This is a genomic window from Streptococcus ruminantium (assembly GCF_003609975.1).
GTDB classification, from domain to species: Bacteria; Bacillota; Bacilli; order Lactobacillales; family Streptococcaceae; genus Streptococcus; species Streptococcus ruminantium.
Genome location: NZ_AP018400.1, coordinates 566,638 through 583,950 on the forward strand (window position 1 = coordinate 566,638; position 17,313 = coordinate 583,950).

Genomic DNA, 17,313 nt, shown 5'->3' on the forward strand with positions numbered 1-17,313 from the left:
CAACATGAACTTTTTCTTCAATCCGAACTGTATATAGCTATATGTTATGTTTTTTAGCTTGTTCTTCCGCTATCTCTTTATAGAAATGCACCTGTGCTGCATATTGGTAGGGCCATACGTACAAGCCTGCCAGACCAAATGTGATACCGATCAGGATATACCAGCCTAAGAAAGTTATATCGAGTACAAACCGTTTAAATTTATACCCTCTCATCAATTTTCTACTAGATTTGATAATAGAAAAAGCTCCTGCGTATTCTCCACGTTCCAATTGTTCAAATAAGATATAGTCAACTTGGGAATAAGCGTAGACTTGAGGGATATAAAGAATCATTCCTACAAGAGTGACTATCAAACCAATAAGGAACACCGCTAAGATTACTGCTAATACATCTTGAGGCAACATAGTAAGATCAGTTACCCCACTTGCAACGACTAAGGCTGCTAGGAGAGTACTGGAACCGCTAACCATTGCTATACCTAAGTAGAAAAGTAATCCCCACAAAAATAATAGGAACTGTTTTAGGATAAAAGTAGAAAATATTTTTCCGAAATCTTTATGATTGAAAAGAGTCAAGACCTCTCTAAAGGAAGTTGTTTTCTTTGAACCTTTGATAACATGGAACACAGTAAAACTGACGGATAAATACAATAAACCTAGTAGTAATCCGTAAAATAGCGGAAACAAGGAGCTAGAAAAAAGATAGCTAGGGTTGATAAGCTCTGTTGTTGTCAATCCCACAAGACTATTGCGAGAAAAAGAAATAAGTTGAACGATGACAGAAATAAGAACAGGAATGCCTGCCAGTTGGTAGATACCAGGTGTTTCATTTAAGGTTTGGCGAGCTTTTTCACGAATACTAGAAATTGTGAACATCTTTAGACCTCCTTACCTCAATATTATAACACAATTCTAGGTGACAAGCTAGGCTTTTTTTGATAGACTGGAAGATGCTGTGGAAATCATTCTAACACGTAATGAAAATAAAAATAGGCTGCAGAAGTTGAAAATGAAGCCACTACAATGTGCATTCAGATAGTATCTCAGACGGATTGAACGCTATTTGCATCAGTAATCCGTAGGTAGGAGATACTTGCCGTTCAGCGGATCGAAAAGCCAATTTCCATCAAGACGAGGGAATGATACAGGATTGTTTTCAGAAGGTAGAAATTGATTCGACCAGGCAAGAGTATATTCCTAGGACTGTTTTTCCTAGCGGGAGGTAAAAATGACAGATGTTCCAATCAAGTATCGCTTGATAAAAAAAGAAAAGCACACAGGTGCTCGGTTAGGTGAGATTATCACGCCACACGGAACCTTTCCAACACCGATGTTTATGCCTGTTGGTACACAGGCAACAGTTAAAACCATGTCGCCCGAAGAATTGAAAGAGATGGGATCGGGTATTATTCTATCCAATACATATCATCTCTGGCTTCGTCCAGGAGATGAGTTGGTTGCACGCGCTGGTGGTTTGCATACATTCATGAATTGGGATCAGCCGATTTTGACAGACTCGGGTGGTTTTCAGGTTTACTCGCTGGCTGATAGTCGCAATATCTCAGAAGAAGGGGTGACCTTTAAAAATCACCTCAACGGTAGTAAGATGTTCCTGTCTCCTGAAAAGGCAATCTCTATTCAGAACAATCTTGGTTCAGACATCATGATGAGTTTTGATGAGTGTCCACAATTCTATCAACCTTACGATTATGTGAAAAAATCTATCGAACGAACCAGTCGCTGGGCAGAACGTGGTCTCAAAGCTCATCGTCGCCCTCATGATCAGGGGTTATTTGGTATTGTGCAGGGGGCAGGCTTTGAAGATCTCCGCCGCCAGTCCGCTCACGACTTGGTTAGCATGGATTTTCCAGGTTATTCTATCGGTGGTTTGGCTGTTGGAGAAACTCACGCTGAGATGAATGCTGTGTTGGACTTCACAACCCCACTGTTGCCAGAAAATAAACCCCGCTATCTGATGGGTGTTGGTGCTCCAGACAGTTTGATTGATGGTGTTATCCGAGGTGTTGATATGTTTGACTGTGTTCTTCCGACACGGATTGCAAGGAATGGTACTTGTATGACGAGTCGTGGTCGTCTGGTGGTTAAAAATGCCCAGTTTGCAGAAGATTTTACTCCACTTGATCCTGAATGTGACTGCTACACATGTAGAAATTATACCCGCGCTTACCTTCGCCATCTGCTCAAGGCTGACGAGACATTTGGTATTCGCCTGACAAGCTACCATAATCTCTACTTCCTCATCAACCTGATGAAAAATGTCCGCCAAGCCATCATGGATGATAACCTTTTAGAATTCCGTCAGGACTTTATGGACAAGTACGGTTATGGCAAAAATGGACGAAATTTTTGATATTCATTCCCTCCTACGAGTATGTGGGAGGGTTAACTGTTGTCTTGGGGACATAAAATACTAACGATAATCAAGATGAAGTACTATGGGGGAGAAAAAGGCTGGAGTAAAAGAAGGCGATGGTTGAGTCAATTAAATTGACGAAATTATGTGTTACAATGTATAATACTAACTAGGGATATTTACTCTGCCTATGAGTAAATAAACCAAATATTTTTATGGAGATTTTAGGAAAGATGTTTAGAAATAATTTGAAAGATATGCTCAAAAAACAAGAGTACTTTTCATTGCGTAAATTTAAAGGTGGTTTGGCTTCGGTTACGGTAGGAGCGGCACTATTCCTGGCTGGTGCAGCAGTTGAAACTATTGTATCACCACAAGCAGTAGTGGTATATGCAGAAGAAGCTACTTATTCAACTAATACAACTTGGACATTAGACAACAAAATTAGTTCGGAAAACACTTATGTTGACCCTGAGTTTAGCACGCCCTATGCAACAGCTGAAACAAGCGTTCAATTAGAAAACGGAAAGACAATTGATGTAGTTGCTAAGATTACTCCAGTTGGAGAATTTCCTGAAGGGATTGCATATCTGGTGGAAGGAGATGATCAATCTTCATACGGAGCCTTGCCTGAAATGTTTGTTGGGAACCCAGCTCCTGAAACCATTCCTGCCCTAGGTATTTATGTTCAGCCAGCTCCGTATAATGATACTAAACAGTGGGATTTTAGTGGTGCGCGTGATGAAGCGATTGTAACCTTTACGTTTAGTGAGCCTGTAACAAATCCAATTATTGATCTATCTGGTATTGGTGGTTCGGCTGACAGTTATTCTGACACCGAAAAAACTGGTAGGGGTTCATTCAATAGTACAATTTTGACCTTATTGACGCAAGATGTGGTGCTAGAAGCAGCTAGTTCAGGGGCAAATCTGACGGTTACAGATAAAGTGATTGAAGCAACTGCAAAAAATACCTACCATCGTTCAGTCGTTCCAGCAGATGCAAGTGGTACAGGAAGCGAACGATACCCAGATATGGTTCCAGCAGGAACAGGATCTGTTCGAGCTGTAGGTACAGTTTCAGAACTTAGCTTTAAATTATCTCATAGTGCGACCCCATATTCAGTATTTCCAGGGGTAGGGAGTGACTATACAGTCAATGGTCGTGTCAATGGCTTCAATAAAGCATGGTCAGACCGCTTTGTCGTAAAGGGTGAGTCTTCAACCGTATCAAATGCAGATCTGTTCCGTCTATCAGTCCGTCTAAACAATACGAAGACCGGTTCAGTTGTTATCAATTATCTTGATACGGATGGTAATATTCTCCAACCACAATATACTGATACAACAAACGCACCTGTTGGAACGGAGTATGATACGACTGAAAATCAGGAAAAGCCGGCTGAAATTGTCAAAGATGGTAAAACGTATGTTCTTGCTCCAGAAGGTTTTTATAATGTTGGAGAGGTTACCTTAGATAACAACTTGCGCTCCTCTAACTTGGAGGCATTCAAACTAGCTATAGATGCCGTATCAGGTCAAGTTCTACCTGGACAACGTGCAGTAACTTATGTATATAAATTGAAGGAACCTGTTGCTGAAACTGGTGATGTTGAAGTTAACTATTTTGCTGTAGATGACAATGGGAAGGTTACGCCACTTACAGGAGTAGTTGAAGGCCTGACGAATAAAGATGAAGTTGGGACGACAGAAGTTGATACAAAAGCTGGAAAAGATGGTAGTGAATACGATACTCAAGATCTTCGTCCAACTAGTATTACTGATAAAGATGGCGTCAAATGGGTCTTGTCTGAGGATAGAACCGATGGTGACGGAGAGACGGGCATTGTAAAGGCTGGTGAAATCAAGAAGGTTAACTACTATTATGTCAAAGAATCTGTTAAGACAGGTTCAGTTATTGCTCGCTATGTTATCCAAGGTACAGAAACTGAAATTGCTACAGATAAGATTATCAAATCGGCTGAAACTCCAGTAGATGAGTCCTATACAGACACTCCACCAGTAAGCATCGAATTTGGTGATAAGAATTATACACTTGTTGGTACTCGTAATAACCCAGGCGATGCACCCAACGGTGGTAAGGTGATTGAGGGGCAACAAACAATCACTTATGAATATAAAGAAGTAGTTACTACTCCAACTCCAGAAGTTAAGACAGGTACAGTTCTTGTTCGTCATATCACAGATCAGGGTGAAATTCTTGCAGAATTAGCAGATGTTGTACGTGACGAAGAAGTTGGAACAAGTTATGTAACTAGTTCTGAAACATTTGAAGGCTATACATTCGTTAAGGTAGATGAAGCAGGATCTCCAGCAACCGGCACTGTTGAAGAAGGCATTCAGACTGTAACTTATATCTACAAGAAAGTAGAGTCCCCAATTCCAACTCCAGAAGTTAAGACAGGTACAGTTCTCGTTCGTCATATCACAGATCAGGGTGAAATTCTTGCAGAATTAGCAGATGTTGTACGTGACGAAGAAGTTGGAACAAGTTATGTAACTAGTTCTGAAACATTTGAAGGCTATACATTCGTTAAGGTAGATGAAGCAGGAGCTTCAGCAACCGGCACTGTTGAAGAAGGCATTCAGACTGTAACTTATATCTACAAGAAAGTAGAGTCCCCAATTCCAACTCCAGAAGTTAAGAAGGGAAGCGTACAAGTTCGTTACATCACCGAGAAAGGCGAGGTTCTTGAGGATACGACTGTTGTTAAGACTGATGAGCCGGTAGGTACAGAGTACACGACTGAGCAGAAGGTATTTAGTGGTTACACATTCATTAAGGTAGATGAAGCAGGAGCTCCAGCAATCGGCACTGTTGAAGAAGGTACGAAGACTGTAACTTACATTTACAAGGAAAGCGAGACTAAACCAACTCCTGTGACTACAATCTTGCCAGAGACAGGTGAGAGTGTATCAGTACTTTCTCTAATAGGCTTAGTCTTGTTAGGATCGACTGCATTTACTTCACGTCGTCGTCAGAAAAAATAATAAGCTTCGACATTGATATAGTGATTAGTAAAGTTCTAATGTAGATTTTATTGTGTTTTACTATGTAAAATAACATTGGATAACAGCTTAGTTTACTGGTCATGATGAAGAGTGGTGCCAACAGTTGAAGAAGACGAAATTCGGCTTTCTTCTAGTTTCAAAAAGTTCCAGAGTCAAGAAGACTCAGGAACTTTTTTATGTTATGGCTTCAAACTAGTTTTTTCTGAAGAGAAAAATGAAAAGAAGTAGAGGTGGTATCAGATTCTGTTTACATTCCACTAAATTTTGATTATCTGAAAAATAATAGTGTAGGGAAGGGGCTCACAAATGAGAAAATATTTCAAAATCTATTTGTAAGTGAGAGAGGGAGAATATTGCACTGGATAAGTTAAGTGTAGAAGAATACAAAGGATGGACTCAGAACAAGATAAAAGCCCGTTGTAACGGGCAATAATTAAGGAAACAAAGCATAACTTGAACGAAAGGTTAGATGCTATTGGAGCTTGGTGGCTTGGAGTCTGTATATAACTCCCATTTTTTATAGACTTTTTCTTATCCTACTTTGAGGATGTTTATCCTTCAAAATACAATAATTCCTTTGGAGTTTTGGTGAAGAGTTCAAAGCCATTCTTGGTAACATAGCCACAATCTTCTATACGAACCCCTACCTTACCAGGAATATAGATACCCGGCTCAACAGAGAAGCACATGCCCTCTTTAATCACTAAGTCATTACCCTTCATGATAGATGGAAATTCATGTACATTCATCCCTAATCCATGTCCTAAACGATGGTTGAAGTACTCACCGTAGCCAGCTTTTTCAATGATTGAACGAGCTGCATCATCAATTTCCTCAGCTGTTACACCGGGCTTAATCATATTGACCGCAGCCATATGTGCCTCAAGAGTTAAATGATAAATATCCTTTTTAAATTGATCGGGCTGACCAACGGCAACCGTCCGTGTCATATCGGAAGTGTAGCCCAGAGCTTCTACTCCAAGATCAAACAATAGCAGAGCATCATTTTCAATCTTATTTGTAGATGGAATACCATGCGGATTGGCTGCATTGTTACCAGTTAAGACCATAGTGTCAAAGCTCATTTTTGAAATACCCTGTTTCTTTATTTCAAATTCAATCTGAGCGATAATATCTGTTTCTGTTACATTGAGCGAAATAGCATTGAACCCAATCTGCATAGCCTTGTCTGCGAATTCTCCAGCAACCAACATTTTCTCAATCTCATCGCGAGATTTGATGAGTTTCATGGTATTGATGAAGGGAGTGACATCTGAGAAAGGTTGATTGAAAATAGATTGAAGACCATGATAACGTGTCAAATTAAGGTTATCAAATTCTGCACCGATGGCTGAAAAAGTTTTTTGCGGCAATTTGCTTTTGATAATCTGCCAAGGATTTTCAGAGTCTATATAGCCAGCTACAGGGAAGTCTACAGTAGCCATCGCACGCTCGACATCTAAAGCAGGTAGGAAAAGGAGAGGTGCGTGATCTGGCATGACAAAAAGCATCATGTGGCGCTCGTGTGGATCGCCATAATAGCCTGTCAGGTAATAGATACTGACTGGATCTGAGAAGATAGCTATATCCATTTTATTTGATTCAAGGTAGGATACGACCTGATTTAATTTCGACATAATGTAGGCCTTTCTGTGTTGAAGTTGGTAATAGAGATGAAAATTTCGTTTATTATATAGATTATTGTTCCAAAAAATGAAAAAAATTGCAAGCATTATCAAAAAAATCTGTTTTTTCTCTTGAAAGTGGTTTCAAAAAATGATAAACTATATATGAGTGAAAGCGTAATTTTCATAGAATAGAACTATTGAAAAGGAGTACATAAGGTATGTTAAACACTGACGATACGGTAACGATTTATGATGTTGCCCGCGAAGCTGGTGTATCCATGGCGACTGTGTCGCGCGTGGTAAACGGAAATAAGAATGTAAAGGAAAACACCCGTAAAAAGGTATTAGAAGTTATTGACCGTTTGGATTATCGTCCAAATGCTGTTGCGCGTGGTTTGGCCAGCAAGAAGACGACCACTGTTGGGGTCGTGATTCCAAATATTGCAAATGCCTATTTTGCGACTCTGGCTAAAGGAATTGATGATATTGCGGATATGTATAAGTACAATATTGTCCTTGCCAACAGTGATGAGAATGACGAAAAAGAAATCAATGTGGTCAATACTTTATTTTCAAAACAGGTGGACGGTATCATTTTCATGGGCTACCACTTGACAGACAAGATTCGTGCGGAATTCTCCCGTTCACGAACTCCGATTGTCCTAGCTGGTACCGTGGATTTGGAGCACCAGTTGCCAAGTGTCAATATTGACTACGCTGTTGCTAGTACGGATGCAGTGAACCTTCTTGCAAAGAATAATAAAAAAATCGCCTTTGTATCTGGTCCACTCGTTGATGACATCAATGGAAAAGTTCGTTTTGCTGGTTATAAGCAAGGATTAAAAGAAAATGGGATTGAGTTCAATGAAGGTCTAGTCTTTGAATCTAAGTATAAGTACGAAGAAGGCTATGCTCTTGCAGAGCGTGTCTTAAATGCTGGGGCTACCGCTGCCTATGTTGCCGAGGATGAAATTGCAGCAGGTCTATTGAACGGCATCAGTGATATGGGAATCAAAGTTCCTGAAGATTTTGAGATCATCACCAGTGATGACTCTCTCGTTACTAAATTTACCCGTCCAAACCTGACATCTATCAATCAACCACTTTATGATATTGGTGCTATTGCTATGCGCATGCTGACAAAAATCATGCACAAGGAAGAGTTGGAAAATCGTGAAGTGATTTTGAATCACGGTATAAAGGTTCGCAAATCAACGAAATAACAGAAGGCTGCCTTGGCAGCTTTTTCAATTTTATTGAGCTAAATAATGCAGGTCTGTGTTACAATAGTAGAAAGAATAGTTGACTGGAGATAGAATGAGTAAGAAAATTATCAATATGATGTCAAGCGCCACGAAGGTCTCAGGACAAGGAGTTGGTTCGGCCTATCTAGAGCAAGTTGACTTGGTAAAAAAAGGTTTGTCAGATAGGTTTGAAGTGACAATCAACCAGTATAAGCCAGCCCATATTACCCACTATCATACGATTGACCCACTGTTTTTTTTGACGGAGTTTTGGTTTACTCGTAAGGGAACATCTGTAGGATATGTACATATGCTGCCAGAAACGGTCGAACAGAGTTTGCAGTTACCTCGTTTTGCCAAGAATATTTTTTACAAGTATATGATTGCTTTTTATAAGAAGATGGACTATCTCGTAACGGTCAATCCTTATTTCATTGGAGAATTGGCTCGTTACGGCATTTCAAGAGAAAAGGTTACCTACATTCCTAATTTTGTATCTAGCCAGGCTTTTCACCCGCTGACAGTGCAGGAAAAAGCTACTAATCGAGCCCAGTATGGATTTTCTACAGAAGATTTTCTTATTGTGGGGGTTGGTCAAGTCCAGACGCGTAAGGGAATTTTTGATTTTTTGAAAATGGCAGAGCGCTTGCCTCAATATCGTTTTGTCTGGGCTGGAGGATTTTCTTTCGGGAAGATTACGGATGGTTACGAAGAGTTGAAAAAAGCAGTGGATAACCCACCAGCAAACGTAACTTTTCTAGGAATTGTTGAGCGCGAAAAAATGAATGCAATCTATAACCTAGCAGATGTGATGATTTTGCCATCCTTTGAGGAATTATTTCCCATGTCTATCTTGGAAGCTATGTGTACACACAAGCCCATCTTGTTGCGAGATTTGGAGATTTATGAGGACATTCTCTTTGATTTTTACCGCAAGGCAGATAATCTAGATGGTTTTGTCCATGAGATTGAACAGTTAGCGAGTCAGCCAGACTATTATGCTCAGGCAGTGGCAGATGCCAAGCGTGGTAATGAATTTTACTCGCGGGATCACGTTTTAAAAATGTGGCAAGAGTTTTACGAACAGGTTCTTCCTAAAGAAGACTAGAAGGGGGTTGGCGTGAGAATAGGATTGTTTACAGATACCTATTTTCCACAGGTGTCAGGAGTTGCGACCTCGATTCGCACACTAAAGACAGAATTGGAAAAATTGGGACACACGGTATTTATCTTTACAACGACAGATCAGGATGTGAACCGCTATGAAGATTGGGACATTATTCGTATTCCTAGTGTGCCCTTTTTTGCCTTTAAAGATCGTCGAATCGCTTATGCTGGTTTTAAAACGGCTCTAAAAATTGCCGGGCGTTATAAGCTGGATATGATTCATACTCATACAGAGTTCTCCTTAGGAATACTGGGGAAAATGATTGCAAAGGAATTGGATATTCCAGTGGTCCACACCTATCATACCCAATATGAGGACTATGTACACTACATTGCTAAGGGAAAGATTATTCGTCCAGGCATGGTCAAATATCTGGTAAGAGCGTTTTTAAGTGATTTAGATGGTGTTATCTGTCCAAGTGAGATTGTAGAGACTCTCCTAACCAGCTATAATGTTCCTATTTCTAAACGGGTTATTCCGACAGGGATTGATCTGGCTAAATTTGAGCGTCCAGAAATTGGAAGGGATGAGATAGATGACTTGCGGACCCAGCTTGGAATCGAGTCTGATGATACCATGTTGCTCAGTCTATCGCGCATCTCTCATGAGAAAAACATTCAGGCTATTGTTCAGGCTATGCCGCGCATTTTATCGGAAAATCAAAAAGTAAAGCTGGTGATTGTTGGTGGAGGTCCTTACCTAGGTAAGTTGCAATCAATGATAGCAGAGTTAGATCTCGCTGAACACGTTCAGTTGACCGGTATGATTGCACCTAGCGATACAGCCCTCTATTACAAAGCTGCGGATTTTTTCATCTCAGCCTCTACCAGTGAAACGCAGGGGTTAACCTTCCTAGAAAGTTTAGCCTCAGGAACTCCGATTCTAGCTCACACCAACCCTTATTTGAGAAATGTTGTGACAGATAAGATGTTCGGAACCCTCTATGTTCGAGAGCAGGAGTTAGCAGATGCAGTCATTGAGGCTATCGTTGCCACGCCACCTATGAATCCTTACGTACTTGATAAAAAATTGTACGAAATTTCGTCAACTAACTTTGGTCGTAAAGTTTTTGAATATTATTTGGATTTGAAAATTTCCTATGACTTCCGAAAAGAACATACAAACCAAGATAGCGTAGCAGAGTCACTCCTGAAAGAGGCCATTCATCTGCCCCAAAAAGTAGTTGTCAAGTCGACGAATACGACTGCTAGAATGTTGAAAAAATCTGTTGAGCAGGTTAAATCTATCCGCAATTTCTTTGAATAACCCTAAATTAGACCATCTCCATTTGTTTCTGTATCATCAGTGTAGCCGAAAGACGGTCTCTTGAAAAATATTTGACAGCGATAGAAAAATAAGAAAAATCTTTGAAAATCGAGGAAAAGATGATATAATGTGTTTTAGAGACTTATCAATTCTAGGAAATCTTTGAGAGAGTGTGCGGCTGGTGGAAGCACATAGAGGATGGGATTGACACTACTCGTTATAGATTTTATGCAAACATAAAAGGGTGGTTCCCTTATAGCCAATCTGAGGTAGTCAGGCTTTTTGTGGTGGCTACGAATGAAGGTGGAACCACGTTACGACGTCCTTTTACGAGGGCGTTTTTTGTTTTTGAAAGGAGGGAAAAAATGGATTCAGTGACAATCCAACGGTGTCAGGCTATTCGAAAAGCATATCATGATCTTGAAATCAAACACCATGGTCAAGAGTGGTCAATAGCTGAAGATTTACTAGCACTTTCTAATGACATAGGTAATCTTAACCGCTTGGTTATGACTAAACAAGGGCGGTATTACGATGAGACGCCTTATACTTTAGAACAAAAATTGGCTGAAAATATCTGGTGGTTGATTGAACTAGCGGAACGTTTGGATGTAGATATTGCTAAAGAAGTCGAGAACTTTTTAACCTTTAAAGAAAAACAACTTGGTATAAAATATAAATAGAAGAAAGGATTAGGGTTCTGCTAGCTAGTCTAACTGAACCCACCCTACAAGCTGTGCAAAAAAGATAGCTTTTCCTAGAAGTAACCTTCTACGTCAAATCTCCTATTTTTGCTTGACTTGTTACGGGCTTGGTATCTTATTTATGATTAACATTACTTTCCCAGATGGCGCTGTGCGTCAATTTGAATCTGGTGTGACAACTTTTGAAATTGCTCAATCAATTAGCAGTTCTCTAGCAAAAAAAGCCCTTGCTGGTAAGTTCAATGGCCAGCTGGTTGACACGACTCGTGCCTTGACGACTGACGGTAGTCTTGAAATTGTGACACCAGACCATGAGGATGCATTTGCTGTTCTTCGTCATTCGGCTGCTCACCTTTTTGCTCAAGCGGCGCGTCGACTTTTCCCGGATATTAAATTGGGTGTAGGTCCTGCCATTCAGGATGGTTTTTACTACGATACTGATAATGCAGCGGGCCAGATTTCCAATGAGGATCTTGAGCGTATCGAAGCTGAGATGGCAAAAATTGTTAAGGAAAATCACATTTGTATTCGTGAGGAAGTCACGAAAGAGGAAGCTCTTGAAATCTTCGCTGATGATCCTTATAAGATTGAGCTGATTAGCGAGCATGCTGGTGATGCGGCTGGTTTGACAGTTTATCGTCAGGGTGAGTTTGTGGACCTTTGTCGCGGTCCCCACGTGCCATCAACTGGTCGTATCCAAGTCTTTAAATTGTTGAATGTAGCAGGAGCTTACTGGCGAGGAAATTCTGATAATGCTATGATGCAACGTGTTTACGGTACTGCTTGGTTTGACAAGAAAGACCTTAAAGCCTATCTTCAAATGCGTGAAGAAGCAAAAGAGCGTGATCATCGCAAACTTGGTAAGGAACTTGATCTCTTCATGATTAGTCAAGAGGTGGGACAAGGGTTGCCATTCTGGTTGCCAAATGGAGCGACCATCCGCCGTACCTTGGAGCGCTATATTACGGATAAGGAATTGGCTTCAGGTTACCAGCATGTCTACACACCGCCATTAGCTTCCGTTGAGCTGTATAAAACTTCGGGTCACTGGGACCACTACCATGAAGATATGTTCCCAACGATGGATATGGGAGATGGTGAAGAATTTGTTCTTCGTCCGATGAACTGTCCGCACCATATTCAAGTCTATAAAAATCATGTACGTTCGTACCGTGAATTGCCAGTACGTATCGCTGAACTCGGTATGATGCACCGCTATGAAAAGTCTGGTGCCTTGACCGGTTTGCAGCGTGTACGTGAAATGACACTTAATGATGGGCATATCTTTGTCACCCCAGAGCAAATCCAAGAAGAGTTCAAGAAGGCTCTCCAATTGATTATTGACGTTTATGCCGATTTCAATCTCAACGATTACCGTTTCCGCTTATCTTTGCGTGATCCAGAAGACAAGGAGAAATACTTCGATGACGATCAGATGTGGGAAAATGCCCAAAGTATGTTGAAGGCTGCCCTAGATGACATGGAAGTGTCTTATTTTGAGGCGGAAGGCGAGGCAGCTTTCTACGGACCAAAACTGGATATTCAGGTTAAGACTGCTCTTGGAAATGAAGAAACCTTGTCAACGATCCAACTTGATTTCCTGCTGCCAGAACGTTTCGGTTTGACCTATATCGGAGCTGATGGTGAAGAACACCGTCCGGTTATGATTCACCGGGGTATCATCTCAACCATGGAGCGTTTTACAGCCATCTTGATTGAAACTTACAAAGGTGCCTTCCCAACTTGGTTGGCTCCAACCCAAGTCACTATGATTCCTATTTCTGTAGAGGCACATTTGGATTATGCTTGGAAGGTTGCTAAAGAATTGCAAGACCGTGGTGTGCGTGTACATGTTGACGAGCGCAATGAGAAAATGCAGTACAAGATTCGTCAAAGTCAGACAAGCAAGATTCCATACCAGCTTATCGTTGGTGATAAGGAAATGGAAGACAATACAGTCAATGTTCGCCATTACGGAAGCAAAGCGACACAAACCTTATCTATTACTGAGTTTGTAGAAGCGATTTTAGCTGATATTGAGCGTAAATCACGTCCAATCCAAGACTAATACTATTTAGATACGGTAAATTTGGAGAAAACAATTCTTTTTCTTCAACAAGTTAATTAGTCAGCTAATATTAAGGAATGGATAATAACTAACCTTACTTGATAAGAGTTCTAGCGATGTTGTCACATGAAAAAACCAACAAGGTCGTTAGCTCGGGACTCTTGGAACTTGGCATACAAGTTTTGCAGAGATAGGAAGAGGATAAAGCGCGCTCAGTTGTGGCTCAAAATCTGACTCTCTGCTTAGAAAACGAACAAAGATTGATTTCCAGAAAAAGGAATCAAATCTTTGCTCGTTTTTTATGTATACCAATTTATATAATGCAAATATATGCTGATTAGAGTTATTTTGTTCCAAGCTCTTTTTACTAAATATTACCGGAGTGAAATAAGAAGTAAGCGAACCCTGAATCATAATTTTGAAAATGTGAAAGTGAGCGAGACTGGAAGAAAAGTTTATCTCGGGTCAAACATCCTTAAAACGACCATTCTAAAAAGACTTAGAATCATCGGTAAAACCATTGATTCTAAGTCTTTTATGATTGGTGTCTAATTTTTTGTGACATCTCCTAAGTGATTTGGCTTGGTATTGTACACATAGATATAAAAGGTTGTGGAACTGAAATTTATTCAGTTGCGCTATTGACGTATGGATTTTTTAAGAGCATTATTCAATACTGTTTGCCCAAGATTTAGCTACATAGCGTGATAGGCTTGAGATAGCGAAGTTGATACTGAAGTAAATCAGAGCTACCATAAGATAGAGAGCGAAAACTTGCTCAGCTTCAAAGTAGCGACTCATAAGGATTTGGCTAGAACCAAAAAGTTCTTGAAGAGCGATAACAGAGTAGAGGAAACTAGTATCTTTGATGACTGTCACAGTTTGTGAGATGATGGCTGGCAGTATCTTGCGAATAGCTTGAGGCATAATGATGTAGACCATGATTTGAATAGAAGTAAAACCTTGTGACAAACCAGCCTCTATCTGACCTGATCCGACAGCATTGAGACCACCACGAATGATTTCGGCCATGGCTGCGGTGGTAAAAATAGTAAAGGCGGTGATACCCGCAGGTGTTGATTTCATTTGGAAAATCAAGAAAACTGTGAAAATCCATAATAAATTTGGCACATTTCGAACAAATTCAATGTAGATGGTCGCTATCCATTTTAAAAGTAGATTTTTTCCATTACGCATGATAGCTAAAACCATGCCAAATAGAACCGACAGAACTATGGAAATACTTGAAATATAGAGAGTGAGATTTAATCCGTTACAGAGTAGTTGAAAAGTTGAGGGTCTGAGCAATTCTAAAATATAATCCATTCTTCAACCTCCTTAGTGTGAAAAGGCAGTCTTGTTTTTTTCTTCAATGCGGCGTCCCCAGCTAGCAACAGGGAAGCACATGATGAAGTAGAGAAAGGCGGCGCCAGTAAATGCTGGGATATAGTTGGCATTCATAGCAGACCAAGATTTAGTCATAAACATAATATCTGCTCCAGAGATAATGGCAACCGTAGCAGTGTTCTTAATCAAGTTAACGACTTGGTTGGTCAATGGTGGTAAAATAGTGGGAATGGCCTGTGGCAAGATAATCATACGCATGGTTTCAGCAGGGGTGAAACCTTGAGAGAGAGCGGCTTCTGTCTGACCAAGCGGAACCGCTTCAATGCCTGCACGAATGACCTCTGCAATATAAGCACCATGGTATAATCCTACACAGATAACCGCCGTCCAGTAGATGGAGGGCATGAGGGTATAGTTAGAAATCAAAGGTAGACCGTAGTAGACAATCATAAATTGTACCAAAAGTGGTGTATTTTGGTAGTATTCAACATAGATACGGGCAATTAGTTTTCCGCATATATTTTTACTAGAAGACAGGCTACCGAATACAATACCAAGCAGCATAGCCATGATAAGAGCGCCGACGGAGATTGCTAGGGTAAAGAGAAATCCTTGGAAAAAAATAGGGAAATCATTGAAATAACGGATCCAATTTTCCCAAGCATATGGACTAGTTGTTAACACATTCATAACTTTCAACCTTTCTATTCATCCGTTTCTGTGATTGGTTGGAGACTATTGGCATTGTAAATAGTTTGAAGACTTCCATCAGTTGCCCATTCTTTGATTAAACCATTTAAATAGTTGTTGAGGTCCTTATTGGATAATTTGGTAACGATACCATAATCTGAAGCTGAGAAGCTGAAATCCATAAGTTCAGATTTGGAACTGATGTAGCCAGAAAGGATGGATTGGTCTACTGAGAAGGCATCTGTTCGTCGAGCACGAAGGGAGACAGATAATTCAGGGTAAGAGCCTAATTCTGCAAAGTTAACAGAAATTTTATATTTTTCTGCTAAATTTGTAATCAATTTGCGGGTAATGGAGCCTTGAGCGACACCGATTGTTTTACCATCTAAATCTCCAAAATTCTTAATGCCACTATCTTTGTTTACTAAAAAGCCAACGGCATCGGTGTAGTAGGGGGATGTAAAATTATAGAGGAGCTTGCGTTCTTCAGTGATGGTAAAAGTGGCGATGACGATATCAACTTGGCCATTATCTAAAAGCGGTCCACGGGTCTGAGCTGTTACGGGTGTAAATTCAATATCAACACCAAGTTTATCAGCAATTTTTTGGGCAATATCAATTTCCATCCCCTCAAATTTTCCAGTATCAGGGTTCTTGTAGCCGAAATTAGGGACATCCTGTTTCACTCCAACGCGGAGTACCCCTCTATCTATGATAGTTTGTACTTGATTATTGGCAGATAGATTGTCTGGTACCTCAGTCTGGGCGATAGGTTGTTTGGCAAAGAGACAACAAACAAAGCCGATGAGGAGAAGGGGAATGATAAAGAAGTTGCATCTTTTCTTATTCATAGGTACCTCCTAAAGTTTAATCTTATCAGATTCATGGTTTATAATTTTGCTGAGGAACTGTTGGGCACGTGGTTCGGTGGGATGATCGAAAAATCCGTTGACATCGGTCGTGTCTACCAATACTTCACCTTCTGCCATGAAGATGATACGGTCTGCGACCTTGCGGGCAAAGCCCATTTCATGCGTTACGATAATCATATTCATACCATCACGAGCTAATTTTTGCATGACAGTAAGTACATCACCGATGGTTTCAGGGTCAAGTGCTGAAGTTGGTTCATCAAAGAGCAACAATTCAGGCTGCATGGCTAAGCCACGGGCAATGGCTACACGCTGTTTTTGTCCACCTGATAACATAGCAGGGTAAGAATCTTTTCTATCCCAGAGATTGACGAATTCTAGGTATTTTTGAGCAGTTTTTTCGGCGCTGACCTTGTCAATTCCCAAAACCTTAATAGGAGCCAATGTCACGTTTTCTAACACGGTTTTATGTGGGTAGAGGTTGAAATGCTGAAATACCATACCCACCTCCTTTCGAAGGGCAACTAATTCTTTGACTGTGGAGTTTGAAACTGTATGACCGTTCACAATAAGCGATCCCTTGTTAATCATTTCTAAACCGTTGATAGTACGAATAAGCGTTGACTTTCCAGAACCAGATGGTCCAAGGAGAACAACAACCTGTCCAGGTTTGAATTCTAAGTTAATGTTGCGTAAGGCATGGTAGTCACCATAATATTTATTGACATTTTTAAATTCTACTAAAGTCATAAGCTTCTCCTTGTGTAATCGTTTTTTATGTACTATCATCTTAGCATTGCCGATATGGAGTGTCAAGTAAATTCTGACAATTTAATCTATTTTATGTTATAAAATATAACATTATGATGTAAAGTGATTTTGAACTATGAATTTTTTAGGTAAGTTTGTTATAATAGAA

Annotated in this window: 13 protein-coding genes; 7 read left to right on the forward strand and 6 right to left on the reverse strand. The window is 40.3% G+C overall.

The window, feature by feature from the left end; genetic code table 11:
* Positions 1-37: 37 nt before the first annotated feature.
* Positions 38-877 (reverse strand): DUF975 family protein, encoded by an 840-nt coding sequence (locus SR187_RS02865; RefSeq protein ID WP_120171450.1) that lies wholly within the window; start codon positions 875-877, stop codon positions 38-40.
* A 352-nt stretch (positions 878-1,229) separates the two neighbouring features.
* Between SR187_RS02865 and tgt the strand changes: the two genes are divergently transcribed.
* Together tgt and SR187_RS02875 are read left to right on the forward strand one after the other, a co-directional pair.
* A complete protein-coding gene (gene tgt / locus SR187_RS02870) occupies positions 1,230-2,372 on the forward strand; it encodes a tRNA guanosine(34) transglycosylase Tgt (RefSeq protein ID WP_024531640.1) in 1,143 nt (380 codons plus the stop codon).
* 236 nt (positions 2,373-2,608) lie between these two features.
* Entirely contained in the window at positions 2,609-5,386 is a 2,778-nt protein-coding gene (locus SR187_RS02875) for a MucBP domain-containing protein (protein ID WP_160113874.1), read from the forward strand.
* A gap of 572 nt (positions 5,387-5,958) precedes the next feature.
* Here SR187_RS02875 and SR187_RS02880 read toward each other — a convergent pair.
* Positions 5,959-7,044, reverse strand: coding sequence for a M24 family metallopeptidase (locus SR187_RS02880; RefSeq protein ID WP_120172460.1), 1,086 nt, complete (start codon positions 7,042-7,044; stop codon positions 5,959-5,961).
* Positions 7,045-7,253: 209 nt separating this feature from the next.
* Here SR187_RS02880 and ccpA point away from each other — a divergent pair, with 209 nt between their 5' ends.
* The 5 genes from ccpA (at position 7,254) to thrS (ending at position 13,485) form a co-directional block, all read left to right on the forward strand.
* The gene (ccpA, locus tag SR187_RS02885; RefSeq protein WP_024532092.1) at positions 7,254-8,258 is read left to right on the forward strand and encodes a catabolite control protein A; all 1,005 of its coding nucleotides are present in this window, start codon (positions 7,254-7,256) and stop codon (positions 8,256-8,258) included.
* Positions 8,259-8,352: 94 nt separating this feature from the next.
* Positions 8,353-9,387, forward strand: coding sequence for a glycosyltransferase family 4 protein (locus tag SR187_RS02890; protein ID WP_120171452.1), 1,035 nt, complete (start codon positions 8,353-8,355; stop codon positions 9,385-9,387).
* Between the two features lie 12 nt (positions 9,388-9,399).
* On the forward strand, positions 9,400-10,713 hold the full coding sequence (locus SR187_RS02895) for a glycosyltransferase family 4 protein (RefSeq protein ID WP_024532090.1): 1,314 nt from the start codon (positions 9,400-9,402) through the stop codon (positions 10,711-10,713).
* Between the two features lie 365 nt (positions 10,714-11,078).
* Positions 11,079-11,396: a nucleoside triphosphate pyrophosphohydrolase family protein gene (locus SR187_RS02900; protein WP_120171453.1), complete on the forward strand. Its 318-nt coding sequence runs from the start codon at positions 11,079-11,081 to the stop codon at positions 11,394-11,396.
* 142 nt (positions 11,397-11,538) lie between these two features.
* Positions 11,539-13,485, forward strand: a complete 1,947-nt coding sequence (gene thrS / locus SR187_RS02905; RefSeq protein ID WP_120171454.1) for a threonine--tRNA ligase — start codon at positions 11,539-11,541, stop codon at positions 13,483-13,485.
* Between the two features lie 666 nt (positions 13,486-14,151).
* Here thrS and SR187_RS02910 read toward each other — a convergent pair.
* The 4 genes from SR187_RS02910 to SR187_RS02925 are packed head-to-tail and all read right to left on the reverse strand — an operon-like array spanning position 14,152 to position 17,144.
* The gene (locus tag SR187_RS02910) at positions 14,152-14,811 is read right to left on the reverse strand and encodes an amino acid ABC transporter permease (RefSeq protein ID WP_120171455.1); all 660 of its coding nucleotides are present in this window, start codon (positions 14,809-14,811) and stop codon (positions 14,152-14,154) included.
* A gap of 12 nt (positions 14,812-14,823) precedes the next feature.
* Positions 14,824-15,522 (reverse strand): amino acid ABC transporter permease, encoded by a 699-nt coding sequence (locus SR187_RS02915; protein ID WP_120171456.1) that lies wholly within the window; start codon positions 15,520-15,522, stop codon positions 14,824-14,826.
* A gap of 14 nt (positions 15,523-15,536) precedes the next feature.
* Entirely contained in the window at positions 15,537-16,373 is an 837-nt protein-coding gene (locus tag SR187_RS02920) for a transporter substrate-binding domain-containing protein (protein WP_120171457.1), read from the reverse strand.
* Positions 16,374-16,382: 9 nt separating this feature from the next.
* Positions 16,383-17,144, reverse strand: coding sequence for an amino acid ABC transporter ATP-binding protein (locus tag SR187_RS02925; RefSeq protein WP_024532083.1), 762 nt, complete (start codon positions 17,142-17,144; stop codon positions 16,383-16,385).
* Between the last annotated feature and the right edge of the window lie 169 nt (positions 17,145-17,313).

Bases quoted from the DNA above. Each gene is read 5' to 3' on its own strand.
- SR187_RS02865 (WP_120171450.1), bottom strand. From the start codon at position 877: ATGTTCACAATTTCTAGTATTCGTGAAAAAGCTCGCCAAACCTTAAAT.
- tgt (WP_024531640.1), top strand. From the start codon at position 1,230: ATGACAGATGTTCCAATCAAGTATCGCTTGATAAAAAAAGAAAAGCAC.
- SR187_RS02875 (WP_160113874.1), top strand. From the start codon at position 2,609: ATGTTTAGAAATAATTTGAAAGATATGCTCAAAAAACAAGAGTACTTT.
- SR187_RS02880 (WP_120172460.1), bottom strand. From the start codon at position 7,044: ATGTCGAAATTAAATCAGGTCGTATCCTACCTTGAATCAAATAAAATG.
- ccpA (WP_024532092.1), top strand. From the start codon at position 7,254: ATGTTAAACACTGACGATACGGTAACGATTTATGATGTTGCCCGCGAA.
- SR187_RS02890 (WP_120171452.1), top strand. From the start codon at position 8,353: ATGAGTAAGAAAATTATCAATATGATGTCAAGCGCCACGAAGGTCTCA.
- SR187_RS02900 (WP_120171453.1), top strand. From the start codon at position 11,079: ATGGATTCAGTGACAATCCAACGGTGTCAGGCTATTCGAAAAGCATAT.
- thrS (WP_120171454.1), top strand. From the start codon at position 11,539: ATGATTAACATTACTTTCCCAGATGGCGCTGTGCGTCAATTTGAATCT.
- SR187_RS02910 (WP_120171455.1), bottom strand. From the start codon at position 14,811: ATGGATTATATTTTAGAATTGCTCAGACCCTCAACTTTTCAACTACTC.
- SR187_RS02915 (WP_120171456.1), bottom strand. From the start codon at position 15,522: ATGAATGTGTTAACAACTAGTCCATATGCTTGGGAAAATTGGATCCGT.
- SR187_RS02920 (WP_120171457.1), bottom strand. From the start codon at position 16,373: ATGAATAAGAAAAGATGCAACTTCTTTATCATTCCCCTTCTCCTCATC.
- SR187_RS02925 (WP_024532083.1), bottom strand. From the start codon at position 17,144: ATGACTTTAGTAGAATTTAAAAATGTCAATAAATATTATGGTGACTAC.